Genomic DNA, 16456 nt, shown 5'->3' with positions numbered 1-16456 from the left:
CTGCTCGCGGGCGCTCATTGATTACCTGCTCGCGAGATCGTGGGCAGGTAATCAGGGAGCCCAGTTGATCGTGACGCCAGCCGAGCCTGTCGATGTGAACGCGCTGAGGGTGCGAGCGGACTCGGTTGCTTGAAGGCTGTTTGCAGCGTTCGCGAGCCCATTGGCACAAATGCCGAAGGCGGCTTCAACCGTCTTGGCACCCATGCCTTGGCTGATCAGATACTGCTTGAACTGCTGACCAACGATTTTCCCCTGCTCGTTGGCGTTGTTGCGGGTCGCACCGGGCAGCGCGAAAGGGGTACTTTGCCAATAGACGCTACCGCCTATTGCAGGAAACTGCGGGAACGCGGTGGCATAGCAGTAGATCTCGCTACCGGGTGCGGGAGCCGCAAGGGCGGCGGCAGTGCCTTTTAAAGTGGCCGTCAGAGGGATGCTCCTCTGGCCGCGCCATACCTTCAGCTCAACCACCGCACCAGCCTTGCGCGACGTCAGGTAGCTCATCAGTTGATTGGTCTGGTCGAACACCTGGCCGTCAACCGATTGAATCACGTCGACTGCCTTCAACCCCGCCATTGCAGCAGCGCTATCCACCGCGATTCTCGTTATCAGGACGCCATGCCCGTCCGGCATACCCAGGTCACGCACCAGCGGTCTGGGAAGGTGCTCCGCGGGAAGTAATCCGAACGTGTACCCAGCGCCTCGCGCTGGAGCACGGCAAATGGCCATGATGATCATACGCTCAGGAAATACGGGCAGTCGCGCGGTGTTTTCAGGGCACCAAAGGCCCAGCCAGCCCACCCGCGACATTGACTCGACCTGATGGGCGCAAGGCTGCTTCAAGCGCACTGCCCAGGGACTCAGATGGATGCCAGGCCCAGTGTTCAAGCCGATCCGTGGCGTAGCCGACGCCATTGCGGCGCCGGCCCTGGCGGTCGATGTGAAACAGGCACGTCTACTGGCTTACAATCCGCGATCCGATTCTGTGGCAGTGCATTTCCATGTGGTCATTTCGTGCCTGGCGGCGCCAGCGTTTGTTGAAGCGCTACCCTATCGCTCCCGAACTGTGGAACCAAGTATTCGATAGCCTGCCGATACTGGATGGCCTGGATGAGCAGGACCTGCAACTGTTGCGGGAACGCGCCGTGCTCTTCCTGCACGCCAAGCGCCTGACCCCATTGCCCGACGTCACCCTGGAGCCGCTGGACCGGCTGCGCCTGGCGGTCATGGCCGAGCTGCCGTTACTGGCGCTGTCGGAAGCGCTGGAGTGGTACCAGGGTTTCCATGAAGTACTGATCTACCCGGAGGACTTTCTCAGCCCGCAGAAATACCGGGACCCAAGCGGCGTCGAGCACGAATGGGATGCGGAGCACAGCGGCGAGGCCTGGCTGCAGGGGCCGGTGATACTGGCCTGGCCCGGCGTGCAGGAGAGCGGTGGCTGGGAGGGATACAACCTGGTGATCCACGAACTGGCGCACAAGCTGGACATGCTCAACGGTGACGCCAATGGCTTGCCGCCCTTGCACGGCGATATGCATATAGAGGAATGGGCCCGGGTGATGCAGGCCGCCTATGACGCGATGAATGCCACGCTGGACCACAACCCCCATGCCCACACCCCGATCGACCCTTACGCGGCGGAAAACCCGGCGGAGTTCTTCGCCGTCACCAGCGAGTATTTCTTCTGTGCGCCCGACCTGCTGGAGCAGGCGTTTCCCGAGGTCTACGCTCAGCTTCGCGGTTTCTACCGGCAGGACCCGCTGGCGCGCCTGAATCACCTGCGCCAGCGTCATCCGGCGTACGCCGACAACGCGGGTTAAAGCGCGACGCCCACAGTTCGTATACCTCACGCCGGCCTTGCAGCCGCCCAGGCGGCCACTGCCGTCATGGAAAAGGCAGCGGATTCGACCTATAATCGCGCCCGAATTTTCGCCCCCGGCCACTGGCCGAACACGGAGCAACCCCATGAGCTACAGCAAGATCCCGGCGGGTAAAGACCTGCCAAACGACATCTACGTCGCCATCGAGATCCCGGCCAACCACGCGCCGATTAAATATGAAATCGATCACGACACCGACTCGCTGTTCGTCGACCGTTTCATGGCGACCCCGATGTTCTACCCGGCCAACTACGGCTTCATCCCCCACACCCTGGCCGATGACGGCGACCCGCTCGACGTTCTGGTCGTCACGCCTTACCCGGTAGCCCCTGGTTCGGTCGTCCGCGCCCGTCCGGTCGGCATCCTGCACATGACCGACGAAGCCGGCGGCGACGCCAAGCTGGTCGCGGTCCCGCATGACAAGCTGACCACCATCTACAAGGACGTGCAGGAGTACACCGACCTGCCGCCGCTGCTGATCGAACAGATCAAGCACTTCTTCGAGAACTACAAGGACCTCGAAAAAGGCAAGTGGGTCAAGGTAGAAGGCTGGGGCGGTGCCGACGAAGCCCGCGCAGCCATCACCAAGGCCGTCGCGGCCTACCAGAAGTAAGCTGTCGGTGGCGGCCCATGGCCGCCACCTTCTTCACCCTCGCAACACCCCGCTTCCCCCGCCTCCTGCTCCCTCCCCACATTCACACGACGCCGCCCGGCAGTCCCTCGATCCTTCGGGCTTGCTGCCGTCATGATGCGTCCCCGAAAGCCTGCCCGCGATCTTCCGCAAACCGCCTCCGCCGTGGTTTCTTGACCCTGATCATGGGAGAGCAGCCACTCGCCTCCATAGCATCCGGTAGTGGTCCTAACCGGACTTTCAGTGTTCACCACGCCGTGAGGCATGCACATGAAAGGCACGCACGTGCACAACCTTCTGCTGGTCGACGAGCAACCGATGATGCGGCTGGGGCTGCGTCAGCTCGTCGAGCAGAAGGTCGGCTTCCGGGTCGTGGGCGAAGCCTGTCCCGGCATGCAAGCCTGTGCACTGGCCATGAGGCTGGCACCCGACCTGATCGTGCTGGGCAGCGACCCACCCCACCACCCTGGCCTGGAGACACTCGGCAAGCTGCGCGACCAGGCCTTCGCCGGCAAGATCCTGCTGTTCAGCGGGTCGGCCAGCGGGCATGACGTCCAGGATGCCATGCGACTTGGCGCGGATGGCATCCTGCTGAAGGACCAGGAGCCGGAACAACTGATCGCCCGCATACATGAATTGCTGCGGGGCAAACCGGTGATCGCCCCTTCGCTGCTCGTCTTGCTGGCCGAGGCCCTGCGCAGGCCGCCGGGTAGTCCGGCCAGGTTGACCGGGCGTGAGCGACAAGTGCTGAAGATGGTGTCGGCAGGCCTGAGCAACAAGATGGTCGGCAACCGGCTGGGCATCACCGAGGGAACGGTGAAAGTCCATATGAAGAACCTGATGCACAAGCTCGGCCTGCGCTCACGGGTGGAAGCCGCGCTATGGGCGCGGGAGCACCCGCCCTGACCGGGTCGCGCGCCCCGTCCAGACACCCGGTGTGTCGAACCTTCCCCCTCGCTCATGGCCTCGCCATACAGGAGCGCTCCATGCACAACCCGAAACTTCCACTGGTCTATTCCTGCTCCGGATGCTCCAACGTGGCCCAACTGGCCAATAGCCTGGCTGTGCGCCTGGACCGCGCCGGACTGGCAGAGATGTCCTGCATCGCCGGGGTCGGTGGCCGCGTGGCCTCGCTGGTCAACAAGGCCTCCAGTGGCAGGGCCATCTTGGCCATAGACGGCTGCCGCCTGCAGTGCGTGCGCGGCTGCCTCGACCAGCATGGCGTCAAGGCCAGCCAGCACATGATTCTCAGTGAACTCGGCTTGAAGAAACGCTACGGCGAAGATTTCTCCGGCGAAACGGTCGAGCAGGTTTACCAGGAAGTCGTGACGCTATTGGCCAGCGACCGCATGCAGGCGCCCTTCCCTCTACCGCGACTGGTCGCTGACGACTGAGAACCTGCTCACGACTTCGCCTGCTCACCCACCGCCCGTAGCAACCGCCATAGCCAAACCGGCAACCGCTCCGGATCGAGGCTGTCGAGCAGATTCTTCATGCCGAGCCCCAGTTCGGTATCGCCTTCTATCACCAGGCGCCGCCGGAAGAAGAGCGTGTCCGGGTCTTCCTGGCGACTGGCCAACAACAGAAAGTCCTGCCAGCACCCACGGATGCAGGCATCCTCTGCGGCATGAGCGACCAGACGCAGCCGCGCGCCATCGAAGCCCAGGCACCAGGCCAGACCGAGATCGCTGACCTCCAGCCGCAGCCAGCGCCCCTGCAGAAGATCGAAAGCACCCTCGGCTACAGGCTCGGCGAACACCCGTGCCACCACCGACTCGATAAGCGTGCGCTGGCAAGCGAACGGCACATGCCGCCCCAGCGGCAATACCGCGCCACCCAGTTTCAATATCCAGTACGCCACCGTCATGATCCCATCGCCTCCACCGTGGCCATGCCCGGACGCCCATGCCAGTAGCCATTGCAGCCACTGACCGCCATCGGCGGCAACGCGCCAGCGCACACGGCCGCATAATCGCGGATCACCTCGGCCATGCCCTCGCTGCGCGGACTCAGGCGCAGCACATCCACACCGCAGTCCGCGATGGAGGGATAGTCGGCAAGCAGGTTGCTGATACCCGCCGACATGGTCTGGATGCCATTGAGGGTGAACAGCGGCTCACCCTCCTGGCTCGACATCGACATGCCCTCGGCATAGTGCTGGCAGCAGAACTGGCAGTCATCCTTGGGGCGATTCTCGGCACGCGCCGTGAAGCAGCGCGCGGAATAAGCCAGGGGCAGATGACCATAGGCAAACAGCTCGACCTCCGGCCGCGGCACACCCAACCCGTCGAGCTGGCGCAGACAACTCCGCAGTAACGCCCCGGAGCACTCCACAGGCGGAACCCAGCGCTGCAAGCCACAGTCGATCAGCTCGCGCAAGGCGTAGGCGTTATACAGATTGAGCGCAGGCCCGGCGACGAAGGGGCAACGGCGCTCACTGAGGAGTTGCACGGCTGCCATATCATTGGCTTCCACCCGCAATTCGCCGTTCTCGCACAGGCGCTTGAGACTCGACAACTCGGACGCGGCCTCCACCAGCGCCAGCCCCGACAGCACCCGCTCGGCCTGGCTACAGCTACCCAACTCACGCGCCAGACCCAACCAGTCGCCCAGTTGCATGGCCCGGCGCTTGGAACAGACGGTTTCACCCAGGTAAATGATATCGAGCGGCTGTTCGGCCATCTCGGCATAGAAATCCAGCAGTTTTCTCCGGCTCCAGTAGAACAGGACCGGTCCAAGACTCAGTTTCATAGGCACCTCACTGCCAGGACCGGTGGTAAGCCCCCAGGGTCGTCTGGCTCCCTTCCGAGAGCCCGTCCAGCGCCCTGCGCCAGCTTTCCTCGACGGCAAAGGCATCGCCCCACTGGGCATGGGCGTTCAACGCCTCACGCCAGACCCTCGTCACCTGCTCGACATAGGCCGGGCTGCGCTGCCGCCCCTCGATCTTCACTGCGACGATGCCGATCTCGGACAACTGCACGATAAGGTCCAGGGTATTCAGGCTGGTGGGTTCCTCCAGTGCGTGGAAGCGCTGCCCATCGACCATGAAGCGGCCTTTGCACAACGTCGGATAGCCGGCCGGCTCGTCTGCCGCATAACGGTCGATCAGCACGCCGCCCAGCCGCGAACTCAAGCCCTCCGGTTCCTCCTGCCAGCGCACCGCACTGGCGGGCGAACAGACACCGCACAGATTGGGTGACTCGCCGGTCACGTAGGAAGACAGGTGGCAGCGCCCCTCGGCCATGATGCACAGGCTGCCGAAGGCGAACACTTCGAGCGGCACGGTGCTGCTGTTCGCCACCTGGCGAACCTGAGCCAGCGACAATACGCGGGGCAATACAGCCCGGCGAATGCCATAACGCTGCTGGTAGAACGCCAGGGCCGCGGCATTGGTCACCGAGCCCTGGACCGACAGGTGCAAGTTCAGCGCGGGGTGGCGTCGACTGGCATAGGCCAGTACACCGGGGTCGGCGGCGATCAGCGCATCCACGCCCAGTTCGGCGGCATGGTCCACCGCCCTCTGCCAGCGCGCCCAACCGTCGGGCTGGGCATAGGTATTGACCGCGACATAAAGCTGTCGGCCCTGTTGGCGAACCAATTGCAGGCCCGTCTCCAGTTGCCGTTCGTCCAGGTTCAACCCAGAGAAGTGACGGGCGTTGGTGTCATCGCGAAACCCGACATAAACGGCATCGGCACCCTGTCGGAGCGCCGCCTTGAGCGCAGGCAGGCTGCCTGCGGGACAGACTAGATGCATGGGTGTGTCTCCAAGGGATAGCGACCTGTAGGCTGGCCCCGGCCACCGCCCGCGCCCATTCCCCGATAGAGGTATCACCCGCCGCCGGCTTGATTGCCGTCAAGCCATTGGCCGACGGCCAGGCTTGCGGGATCACCCATCCTGCACCTAGACTCCCACCCACTCATTTTGTCTGCCTATTCAATGCACGGCGCCTTGCCCGACTCGGTAAGTTCGCCATGCGGTCCTGTGCAGAAGAAAAACGCCAGCCCGGGACTATGAGGTCCATATATGTCGAACCTGTTCAAACGGCTCTGCCTCGGTGCGGGGCTTCTTATCCTGTCGTCGTCCGTTTTCGCTGCCCAACCTGCTTACAAGCCCCTGGTCGATACCCTCGCCAAGACGGCACCCACCCTGAATCGCCAGGTGCTGACCCATGCCGTGGCTGCCATGCAATGCGCCGTCAACAATGGCGCCACGCCCGCCCGGCGGCTGGCGGTGATCGACTTTTCGCTGCCCTCCTCCGAACGCCGCCTGTGGATCTTCGACCTGCAGAAGAAAAAGCTGCTGCTGAAAGACCTGGTCGCCCACGGGCAGAAGTCCGGTGACAACCTGGCCACGCGCTTCTCCAACCGTGTCGGTAGCCACCAGTCGAGCATCGGCCTGTTCCGCACCGCCGAAAGCTACAGCGGCAAGCACGGCTACTCGCTGCGCATGGACGGCCTGGAGCCGGGCATCAACGACCGTGCCCGCGAGCGCGCCATCGTCGTGCACGCCGCCGACTACGTGAACCCGGCCTGGATCGCCAGCCAGGGCCGCATCGGCCGCAGCCAGGGTTGCCCGGCGGTACGCCCGGAGGTGGCGCGCATGGTGGTCGATAGCCTCAAGGGCGGGCAATTCATGTTCTCCTGGTACCCGGACCAGCAATGGCTGCAATCCTCGCTGTACCTCAATTGCGAGGCCAAGCAGGTCGCCAGCATTCTCGCCGCCCACGCCTCGGACAGTTGACGCCCTAGGCGCGGGCTCGCCCGCTCAGGCCACGGCACTCGATCAAAACGGAGTTTCACCGATGCAGCAGGCGCTGACGCCCGGATTCATGGTGGTGCACGGCAACCACCTGGAAGACCTGCGCGAGCTGGCCCTGCAATGGATGCGTCGCCACCCGTTGCAACCACTGGAAAACGAAGTGCTGCTGGTGCAGAGCAACGGCATCGCGCAGTGGCTGAAACTGGCGCTGGCCGCCGAGGACGGCCTGGGTATCGCGGCGGCGATCCAGGTGGAACTGCCGGCGCGCTTTCTCTGGCAGGCCTACCGTAGTGTGCTGGGCGACGAACAGACGCCGGAACACTCGCCGCTGGACAAGCAACCGCTGACCTGGCGCCTGATGCGCCTGCTGCCCGAACTCCTGCAAGCCCCCGCCTTCGCGCCGCTGCAACGCTTCCTCGCCGATGACCGCGACCTGCGCAAACGCCACCAACTGGCCGAGCGCCTGGCCGACCTGTTCGACCAGTACCAGGTCTACCGCGCCGACTGGCTGGCCGACTGGGCCGAAGGCCGCGACCAGTTGCGCACCTCGCGCCAGGGCACCCGCCCGTTGCAAGCGAACGAGCACTGGCAGGCCGAACTGTGGCGCGCGCTGCTGGCGGACGTCGGCCCCGAACACCTGGCCGGCAGCCGTGCCGGGGTGCATCCACGCTTCCTCGAACGCCTGGCCGAACTGGAAACGGCGCCGGCAGGCCTGCCACGGCGTATCACCGTATTCGGCATTTCCTCGCTGCCAGCACAGACCCTCGAAGCCCTGGCGGCGCTGGCGCGTTTCAGCCAGGTGCTGCTGTGCGTGCACAACCCCTGCCAGCACCACTGGGGCGACATCGTCGAAGACAAGGACCTGCTGCGCCATGAATACCGTCGCCAGCAGCGCAAGCCGGGCCTGAACGCTGTACTCGACGACAACCAGTTGCACCAGCACGCCCACCCGCTGCTGGCAGCCTGGGGCAAGCAGGGCCGCGACTACATGAACCTGCTCGACCAGCACGACCAGCCGCACAGCTACCAGCAACGCTTCGATGCCCTCGGCGGGCGCATCGACCTGTTCGGCGAGGCGGACGGCCTGCACCTGCTCGGCCAGTTGCAGAGCGACATCCTCGACCTGCGCCCGCTGGCGGAAACGCGTGAACACTGGGCGCCGGTCGACCCGCGACAGGACCACTCGCTGCGCTTCCACCTGGCCCACAGCGCCCAGCGCGAAGTGGAAATCCTGCATGACCAGTTGCTGCGGCGCTTCGACGAGGAACCGACGCTGCGCCCGCGCGACATCATCGTCATGGTGCCCGACATCAACGCCTACGCGCCGCATATCCAGGCGGTGTTCGGCCAGTACGGGCGCGACGATCCACGGCATATCCCCTTCACCCTGGCCGACCAGGGGCGCCGTGGCCGCGATCCGTTGCTGATCGCCCTGGAACACCTGCTCAAGCTGCCCGATACACGGCTGAACGTCAGCGAGGTGCTCGACCTGCTCGACGTCGCCGCGCTGCGCGAGCGCTTCGCCATCGGCGCCGGCGACCTGCCCACCCTGCAACGCTGGATCGAAGGCGCCGGGGTGCGCTGGGGGCTGGATGCCGGGCACCGCGCCAGCCTCGGCCAGAGCGACGGCCTGGAACAGAACACCTGGCACTTCGGCCTGCGGCGAATGCTGCTTGGCTATGCCATGGGCGACAGCGGTGCCTGCGCCGGCATCCAGCCCTACGACGAGATCGGCGGCCTGGAAGCGGCACTGATCGGCCCGCTGGTGCGCCTGCTCGACGAGTTGCAGGCCACCCTGCAGAGCTTGCGCCAGGCGGCCACGCCTGCGGCCTGGGGCGAGCGCCTGCGGCAGTTGCTGGCGCGCTTCTTCCAGGCGCGGGACGAGCGCGAAGACATCCTTCTCGGGCAATTGCAGGAAGCCCTCGACGACTGGCTGCGACTCTGCGAACAGGCGCGGCTGGAGCAGCCCCTGCCACTGACCGTGGTGCGTGAAGCCTGGCTCGCCAGCCTCGACGAAAGCCGCCTGAGCCAGCGCTTCCTGGCCGGCGCGGTGAACTTCTGCACCCTGATGCCTATGCGCGCCATCCCCTTCCGCCAGGTCTGCCTGCTCGGCATGAACGACGGCGACTACCCACGCAGCCAGGCACCGCTGGACTTCGACCTGATGGCCGGCGACTACCGCCCCGGCGACCGTTCGCGCCGTGAAGACGACCGCTACCTGCTGCTGGAAGCGCTGCTCTCGGCCCGCGACCGGCTGTATGTCAGTTGGGTCGCGCGCAGCATTCGCGACAACAGCGAACGTCCACCCTCGGTACTGATCGGCCAGTTGCGCGACCACCTGGGCAACGGCTGGCGCCTGGCCGACAACAGCGACCTGCTGGCCGCGCTGACCACCGAGCACCCGCTGCAACCCTTCAGCCGGCGTTACTTCGGACAGGACGGCGCTTTGTTCAGCTACGCCCACGAATGGGCCGCCGTACACCAGCCCGGCACCCAGCAACCGCTCGACGCGCCCCTGGCCGACTACCCGCAGGGCCAGCCGCTGGAGCTGGAGAGCCTGCAAAGCTTCCTGCGTGCGCCAGTGCGCTTCTTCTTCAGCCGTCGGCTCAAGGCTTATCTGGACGAGGCGCAGCAGGCCGAACTGGACAGCGAGCCCTTCGCCCTCGACGGCCTGCAACGCTACCAGATGCAACAGCAGTTGCTGGAAGCCGCCAGCCTCGCGCCCGATCACCAGCAGGCGCTGGAGGCACAGGCCGAGCAACTGCAACGCAGCGGGCAACTGCCTCTGGCCGGCTTCGGCAGCCGTCTGCGCGAACACTTGCTGCAACCCCTGCCCGGCCAGTTACGGCGCTACCAGGCCCTGTGCGAAGGCCTGTCGGCACCGCTGGAAACACCCACGCCCGTGTCATTCGAACAGGACGGCCTGCAACTGAGCGGCTGGCTCTCCGGCCTGCGCCAGGACGCACAGGGCGCGCTGCAGCGCATCGAACTGCTGCCGGGCAGCCTGGCCAAGGGCAAGCAACTGAAATGGCACCGGCTGCTGCGCACCTGGGTCGCCCATGTCGCCGGCAGCGCCAGCGCACTGCCGCTGACCACCACCCTGGTGGCGGAAGACATCAGCCTGCGCTTCGCACCGTTGCCTGTGGACGAGGCCTGCAGTCTGCTCGCCACTTGGCTGCAGGCCTGGCGCCAGGGTATGTGCCAACCCTTGCCGGTGGCGCTGAAAAGCGCCTTCGCCTGGCTCGGCCAGGAAGACCCGGACAAGGCCGATGACGCCGCCCGCCAATGCTACGAAGGCGGCTTCCAGGTCGAGGGCGAGGTCGCCGGCGATGCCAGCCTGGCGCGCCAGTACCCGGACTTCGCCAGCCTCGCCGCCGATGGCCGCTTCGCCGAGTTGAGCCAGCGGCTCTACCTGCCGCTGCTGGAGTTCGCCCCCGAGCGCCTGGCCGAGACGGAGGAAGCGTCATGAACCAGCCTGCCGAACGGCCCCTGGCCCTGCGCTTCCCGCTGCACGGCAGTCGCCTGATCGAAGCCAGCGCCGGCACCGGCAAGACCTACACCATCTCCGCGCTATACCTGCGGCTGGTGCTCGGTCATGGCGGCGAACAGGCCTTCACGCGCCCGCTGCCGCCGCCGGAAATCCTCGTGGTGACCTTCACCGACGCCGCCACCCGCGAACTGCGCGAACGTATCCGCAGCCGCCTGGTGGAAGCCGCCCGCGCCTTCCGCAACGATGCCGGCGACAACCTCGATCCACTGCTGCGGCAGCTGCGCGACGACTTCATCGAAGCGGATTGGCCCGGCTGTGCGCGCAACCTGGAGATTGCCGCGCAATGGATGGACGAAGCCGCCATCTCCACCATCCACGGCTGGTGCCAGCGCATGCTGCGCGAACACGCCTTCGACAGCGGCAGCCTGTTCACCCAGAGCCTGGAAACCGACCACAGCGAGCTGCTGGCCGAAGTGACCCGCGACTACTGGCGCCAGCACTGCTACCCGTTGCAGGGCCAGGCACTGGACTGGGTGATCGGCCACTGGCAGCAACCGGCCCTGCTGCTGCCGCGCCTGCGTCCACTGCTGGGCGAGCGTGACGACGGCGCGCAACCGCCGTTGGGCCAGTTACTGGAAAACGCCCTGGCCGAACGGGCACGGCAACTGGCCCAGCTCAAGGCGCCCTGGCCGGCCTGGGCGGATGAACTGGAGCGCTTGCTGGAGCAGGCCGTCGCGGCCAAACAGGTGGACGGACGCAAGTTGCAGGCGCGTTACTACCAACCCTGGCTGGAAAAACTGCGCGCCTGGGCCTCGGGCGACGACAGCGAACTCGACCTCGGCACCGGCTTCCAGCGCCTGACCCCGGACGGCCTGGCCGAAGCCTGGAAAGGCGATGCGCCCAGTCATCCGGCGCTGGACGCCATGGCCGAACTGCCGCAGCGCCTCGCCAGCCTGGCCGATCCGGCAGAGGCAGCGTTGCGCCATGCCGCCGTGCAGGTCGCCCGGCGCTTCGACGAGGAAAAACGCCAGCGTGCGGAAATGGGCTTCGACGATATGCTCAGCCGCCTCGACGATGCGCTGCGCAGCGAATCCGGCGAGCGCCTGGCGGAGGTCATCCGCCGCCAGTTCCCGGTGGCGCTGATCGATGAATTCCAGGACACCGACCCGCTGCAATACCGCATCTTCGACCGTATCTACCGGGTCGAGGCCAACAGCCCGGACAGCGGGCTGTTCATGATCGGCGACCCCAAGCAGGCGATCTACGCCTTCCGTGGCGCCGACATCCACACCTACCTGCGGGCGCGCCACGCCACCCAGGGCCGGCACTACAACCTGGACACCAACTTCCGCTCCAGCCAGCCGATGGTCGCGGCGGTCAACCGCTTGTTCGAACAAGCGGAGCAGCGCGCCAGCGGCCAGGGTGCCTTCCTGTTCCGCGACGGCACGCACAACCCGCTGCCGTTCCTCTCGATCAAGGCCCGTGGCCGCTCGGAACACTGGAGCGTGGAAGGCCGGGCGCAGCCGGCCATGACCCTCTGGCACCTGCCCGCCGATGAACCGCTGGGCAAGGGTGCCTACCGCGAAGCCATGGCCGCCGCCAGCGCCAGCGAAATCGTGCGCCTGCTCAACCTCGCCGCCGAGGGCCGCGCCGGCTTCCTCGGCGCTGACCGGTTGACGCCATTGCGCCCCAGCGATATCGCCATCCTGGTGCGGGATTTCGGCGAGGCCCAGGCGATCCGCCAGCACCTGGCCGAACGCGGTGTGCGCAGCGTCTACCTGTCGGACAAGGACTCGGTACTGGCCAGCCAGGAAGCCCGCGACCTGCTGCTGTGGCTGCGCGCCTGCGCCGAGCCCGAGCAGGACCGTCCGCTGCGCGCCGCCCTGGCCAGCCGCACCCTGGCCCTACCGCTGGAAGAGCTGGAACGCCTCAACCTCGACGAACGCTTCTGGGAACAGCGCGTCATGCAGTTCCGCGATTACCGCCAGCGCTGGCAGCGCCAGGGCGTGCTGCCGATGCTGCGCGGCCTGTTGCAGGACTTCGAACTGCCGCACCGATTGATGGCGCGCAGCGACGGCGAACGGGTGCTGACCAACCTGCTGCACCTGGCCGAACTGCTGCAACAGGCCGCCGGCGAACTGGACGGCGAACAGGCGCTGATCCGTCACCTGGCGGAATCCCTCGCCGGCACCGGGCAGGCCGCCGATGAGCAGGTCCTGCGACTGGAAAGCGACGACGCCTTGGTGCGGGTGGTGACCATCCACAAATCCAAGGGGCTGGAATACCCCCTGGTGTTCCTGCCGTTCATCTGCGCCTTCCGCCCGGTGGATGCCAGCAAGCCGCTCCAGGTGCAGGACGGCGAGCGCCGACGCCTGCTGCTGCACCCCGATGAAGCCCAGCTGCAACAAGCCGAACACGAGCGCCTGGGCGAAGACCTGCGCCTGCTCTACGTCGCCCTGACCCGTGCACGCCACGCCTGCTGGCTGGGCATCGCCGAACTGCGCGACGGTCGCCGCAAGGAGTCCAGCCTGCCGCGCTCGGCGTTCGGCTACCTGCTCGGCGGCGGCGAACCCCTCGATCCGTTGGCTACGCACCTCGAAGCCCTGCAACAGCCACCAGCGATCCAGTTGCAAGCGGCGCCCGATGCCAGCCCGCAGCGCTATCAGGCGCCAAGCCAGACGTGGCAGCCACCGTCCTGGCCCACGCCCCGACGCACTGCCCGCGAACACTGGTGGATCGCCTCCTACAGCGCCCTGCGCCAGGCCGACAGTGCCAGCGAAGCGCCGGATTATCTCGACAGCGCCCCGGACAACCCCGCCGAGCAAAAGGCCAGCGACGACGACCGCAGCGTCCCGCTGCAGCAAGCCAATCCCCAGGGCGATGGCCTGCATCCGTTCCCTCGCGGGCCGGGGCCGGGCACCTTCCTCCATGGGCTGCTGGAAATGGCCGCCCAGGAAGGCTTCGCACGTCTGGTCGAACGCCCGGAACGGCTGCGCGATCTGATCGCCCGGCGCTGCCAGTTGCGTGGCTTGACCGAATGGATCGCCCCGCTGCACAGCTGGCTGCTGCACCTGCTGGCCTGCCCGCTGCCCCTGGCGGACGACGACAGCGCCAGCCTGTGTCAGCTTGGCCATTACCAGGCCGAAATGGAGTTCTGGTTCGAGGCGCGGCAGGTCGATGCACAGCGGCTCGATCGCCTTGTGCGCCAGTACGAATTGCCCGAGCTGCCGCGCCCGGCACTGCGCGCGGACACCCTGAACGGCATGTTCAAGGGCTTTATCGACCTGGTCTTCGAACACCAGGGCCGCTACTACGTCGCCGACTACAAATCCAACTGGCTGGGCGACGACGACAGCGCCTACGATCTGCACAACATGCAATTGGCCGTGGCGGAGCACCGCTACGACCTGCAATACGCCCTCTACCTGCTGGCACTGCACCGTCAGTTACGCCTGCGCCTGGCCGATTACGACTACGACCGGCACATCGGCGGGGCACTCTATCTGTTTCTGCGGGGCAGCCAATCAGCCAGCCATGGCGTGCTGCTGGCACGGCCGCCACGTCAATTGATCGAACACCTGGACCGCCTGTTCCAGGGCCAGCCGGTGGAGTACGAGCCATGAAACAGACCCGCCTGGACCTGGAACCGAGCGCCCTGGACGACACTGGCGAACTGCTCGCGCTGCTCGACGCCTGGGTCGCCAGCGGCTGGCTGCGCGAACTGGACCGCGCCCTGGCAGCGCTGCTCGCCGAGCTGCAGGCGGACGCCTCGCCGCTGCTGTTGTTGGCGGCGGCGCTGGCCAGCCACCAGCTCGGCCACGGGCACGTCTGCCTGGATTTACGCGCCACCCTGGCCGACCCGGATTTCGCCCTGGCGCTGCCCCCCGAAGGCGAACAGGGCGGCGCCCTGCTGCCCTCGCGGCAACTGGCCGACCTGGACGTGGAACACTGGCGCCAGGCACTGGCTGCCAGCCCACTGGTCGCCCCAGCGGATGGCCCGCCCGACACCCCGCTGGTACTCGACGGCCACAGCCTCTACCTGCGCCGCTACTGGACCTACGAACAGAGAGTGGCCCGCGCCATCAGCGCCCGGCTGGCGACCGCACAGCCGATCCCGCAGGACTTGCCGCAACGCCTGCAACGGCTGTTCCCGCAAGCCCCTGGCGCACACCACAGCGACTGGCAGAAGCTCGCTTGCGCCCTGGCCACCCGTGGCAGTTTCACACTGGTCACCGGCGGCCCCGGCACCGGCAAGACCACCACCGTAGTACGCCTGCTGGCCTTGCTGCAGGAAAGCGCGCTGGACCTCGGCCAGCCGCTGCGCATCGCCCTGGCCGCACCGACCGGCAAGGCGGCGGCGCGGCTGACCGAATCCATCGGCGGCCAGGTCGCCGGGCTGGCAGTCGACACGGCGGTGCGCCAGGCCATTCCCACCCAGGTCACCACCCTGCACCGCCTGCTCGGCAGCCTGCCGGGCAGCCGTCACTTCCGCCACCATGCCGGCAACCCGCTGGCGCTGGATGTGCTGGTGGTGGACGAAGCCTCGATGATCGACCTGGAAATGATGGACCGCCTGCTGGCGGCGCTGCCGACCCGGGCGCGGCTGATCCTGCTGGGCGACAAGGACCAGTTGGCCTCGGTGGAAGCCGGCGCCCTGCTCGGCGACCTCTGCCGCGACGCCGAACAGGGCCGCTACGCCCCGTCGACCCAGGCCTGGCTGGAAGCCCAGGGCGGCGCGCCACTGGACGCCGACGACCTGCTGCCTGGCGACGTTCAGCACTACCCGCTGGCACAACACACGGTGATGCTGCGCCACTCGCGGCGCTTCGGCGAAGACTCAGGTATCGGCCAACTGGCCAGGGCGGTCAACCGCCGCGATGCCGAACAGGCCCGCGCCATCCTGCGCGAACGCCACGACGACCTGCACCGCCTGCGCCTGCGCAGCGCCCAGGACCCAGCCCTGGAGCGCCTGCTGCTGGACGGCCACGGCCAGGCCAAGGGCTACGCCCACTATCTACAGGTGCTGCATGAGACGCGACCGGAGCCGACCCTGACGGCGGACGACCCGGCCTGGCAGCGCTGGGCCAGCGGCGTGCTGCAAGCCTTCGATGGGTTCCGCCTGCTGTGCGCCATCCGCCGTGGCGATTGGGGCGTGGAAGGACTCAACCTGCGCATCGCCCAGGCCCTGAGCCGGCGCGGCCTGCTCGACGCCAGCACACCCTGGTACGAAGGCCGCCCGGTACTGATGACCCACAACGACTACGGCCTGGGCCTGATGAACGGCGACATCGGCATCGCCCTGCGCCTGCCCGAGGCCGATCCCCAGCCCGGCCAGGCGCCACGCCAGGTGCTGCGCGTGGCCTTCCCACGCAACGACGGCGAGGCCGGTCTGCGCTATATCCTGCCCAGCCGCCTGAACGCGGTGGACACCGTGTTCGCCATGACCGTACACAAATCCCAGGGCTCGGAATTCCAGCACACCGCGCTGCTATTGCCGGAACGCCTCAACCCGGTACTGACCAAGGAATTGCTCTACACCGCCATCACCCGCGCCCGTACGCACTTCAGCCTGATCGAACAGCGCGAAAGCGTCTTCGACCAGGCCACCCGCCGGGCGGTGGAAAGACGCAGCGGCCTGCTGAGGGCGCTGGGGGAGTAGCTCCCTCGCCCACGCTGGGCTGCGCAGTCTCTTTTCTTTG

Annotated in this window: 12 protein-coding genes; 8 read left to right on the top strand and 4 right to left on the bottom strand. The window is 66.7% G+C overall.

Annotated features, from left to right (window positions below; translation table 11 throughout):
* Window positions 1-51: 51 nt before the first annotated feature.
* Window positions 52-645 carry a PDZ domain-containing protein gene (locus HW090_RS13110; RefSeq protein WP_179113947.1) on the bottom strand — a complete coding sequence of 198 codons (594 nt, stop codon included), beginning with the start codon at window positions 643-645 and terminating at the stop codon, window positions 52-54.
* 353 nt (window positions 646-998) lie between these two features.
* Between HW090_RS13110 and HW090_RS13105 the strand changes: the two genes are divergently transcribed.
* From HW090_RS13105 to HW090_RS13090, 4 genes are all read left to right on the top strand, one after another.
* A complete protein-coding gene (locus HW090_RS13105) occupies window positions 999-1817 on the top strand; it encodes a zinc-dependent peptidase (protein WP_179113946.1) in 819 nt (272 codons plus the stop codon).
* 145 nt (window positions 1818-1962) lie between these two features.
* Window positions 1963-2490 (top strand): inorganic diphosphatase, encoded by a 528-nt coding sequence (gene ppa / locus HW090_RS13100; protein ID WP_179113945.1) that lies wholly within the window; start codon window positions 1963-1965, stop codon window positions 2488-2490.
* A 288-nt stretch (window positions 2491-2778) separates the two neighbouring features.
* Window positions 2779-3414 (top strand): LuxR C-terminal-related transcriptional regulator, encoded by a 636-nt coding sequence (locus HW090_RS13095; RefSeq protein WP_179113944.1) that lies wholly within the window; start codon window positions 2779-2781, stop codon window positions 3412-3414.
* A gap of 80 nt (window positions 3415-3494) precedes the next feature.
* The gene (locus HW090_RS13090) at window positions 3495-3902 is read left to right on the top strand and encodes a putative zinc-binding protein (protein ID WP_179113943.1); all 408 of its coding nucleotides are present in this window, start codon (window positions 3495-3497) and stop codon (window positions 3900-3902) included.
* An 8-nt stretch (window positions 3903-3910) separates the two neighbouring features.
* Here HW090_RS13090 and HW090_RS13085 read toward each other — a convergent pair whose 3' ends face one another.
* The 3 genes from HW090_RS13085 to HW090_RS13075 are packed head-to-tail and all read right to left on the bottom strand — an operon-like array spanning window position 3911 to window position 6262.
* Window positions 3911-4375: an SCP2 domain-containing protein gene (locus HW090_RS13085; RefSeq protein ID WP_179113942.1), complete on the bottom strand. Its 465-nt coding sequence runs from the start codon at window positions 4373-4375 to the stop codon at window positions 3911-3913.
* Complete coding sequence (locus HW090_RS13080; protein ID WP_179113941.1) at window positions 4372-5259, bottom strand: U32 family peptidase; 888 nt, start codon at window positions 5257-5259, stop codon at window positions 4372-4374. Before HW090_RS13080 ends, HW090_RS13085 begins: the two co-directional genes overlap by 4 nt.
* A 7-nt stretch (window positions 5260-5266) precedes the next feature.
* Window positions 5267-6262: a peptidase U32 family protein gene (locus HW090_RS13075; RefSeq protein ID WP_179113940.1), complete on the bottom strand. Its 996-nt coding sequence runs from the start codon at window positions 6260-6262 to the stop codon at window positions 5267-5269.
* 270 nt (window positions 6263-6532) lie between these two features.
* On the opposite strand from HW090_RS13075, the gene HW090_RS13070 reads away from it, so the two are divergent.
* The 4 genes from HW090_RS13070 (at window position 6533) to recD (ending at window position 16416) form a co-directional block, all read left to right on the top strand.
* A complete protein-coding gene (locus HW090_RS13070; RefSeq protein WP_179113939.1) occupies window positions 6533-7249 on the top strand; it encodes a murein L,D-transpeptidase catalytic domain family protein in 717 nt (238 codons plus the stop codon).
* Window positions 7250-7310: 61 nt separating this feature from the next.
* Window positions 7311-10736, top strand: a complete 3426-nt coding sequence (gene recC / locus HW090_RS13065) for an exodeoxyribonuclease V subunit gamma (RefSeq protein WP_179113938.1) — start codon at window positions 7311-7313, stop codon at window positions 10734-10736.
* Window positions 10733-14380: an exodeoxyribonuclease V subunit beta gene (gene recB / locus HW090_RS13060; RefSeq protein WP_179113937.1), complete on the top strand. Its 3648-nt coding sequence runs from the start codon at window positions 10733-10735 to the stop codon at window positions 14378-14380. The genes recC and recB overlap by 4 nt, the downstream gene beginning before the upstream one ends.
* Window positions 14377-16416, top strand: a complete 2040-nt coding sequence (gene recD / locus HW090_RS13055) for an exodeoxyribonuclease V subunit alpha (protein WP_179113935.1) — start codon at window positions 14377-14379, stop codon at window positions 16414-16416. Before recB ends, recD begins: the two co-directional genes overlap by 4 nt.
* Window positions 16417-16456 lie beyond the last annotated feature (40 nt).

Origin of the sequence: Pseudomonas sp. ABC1 (assembly GCF_013395055.1) — a bacterium.
Classification (GTDB): Bacteria; Pseudomonadota; Gammaproteobacteria; order Pseudomonadales; family Pseudomonadaceae; genus Stutzerimonas.
The sequence above is the reverse complement of the archived record's forward strand: the minus strand, read 5'-3'. Positions and strand labels throughout refer to the sequence as shown.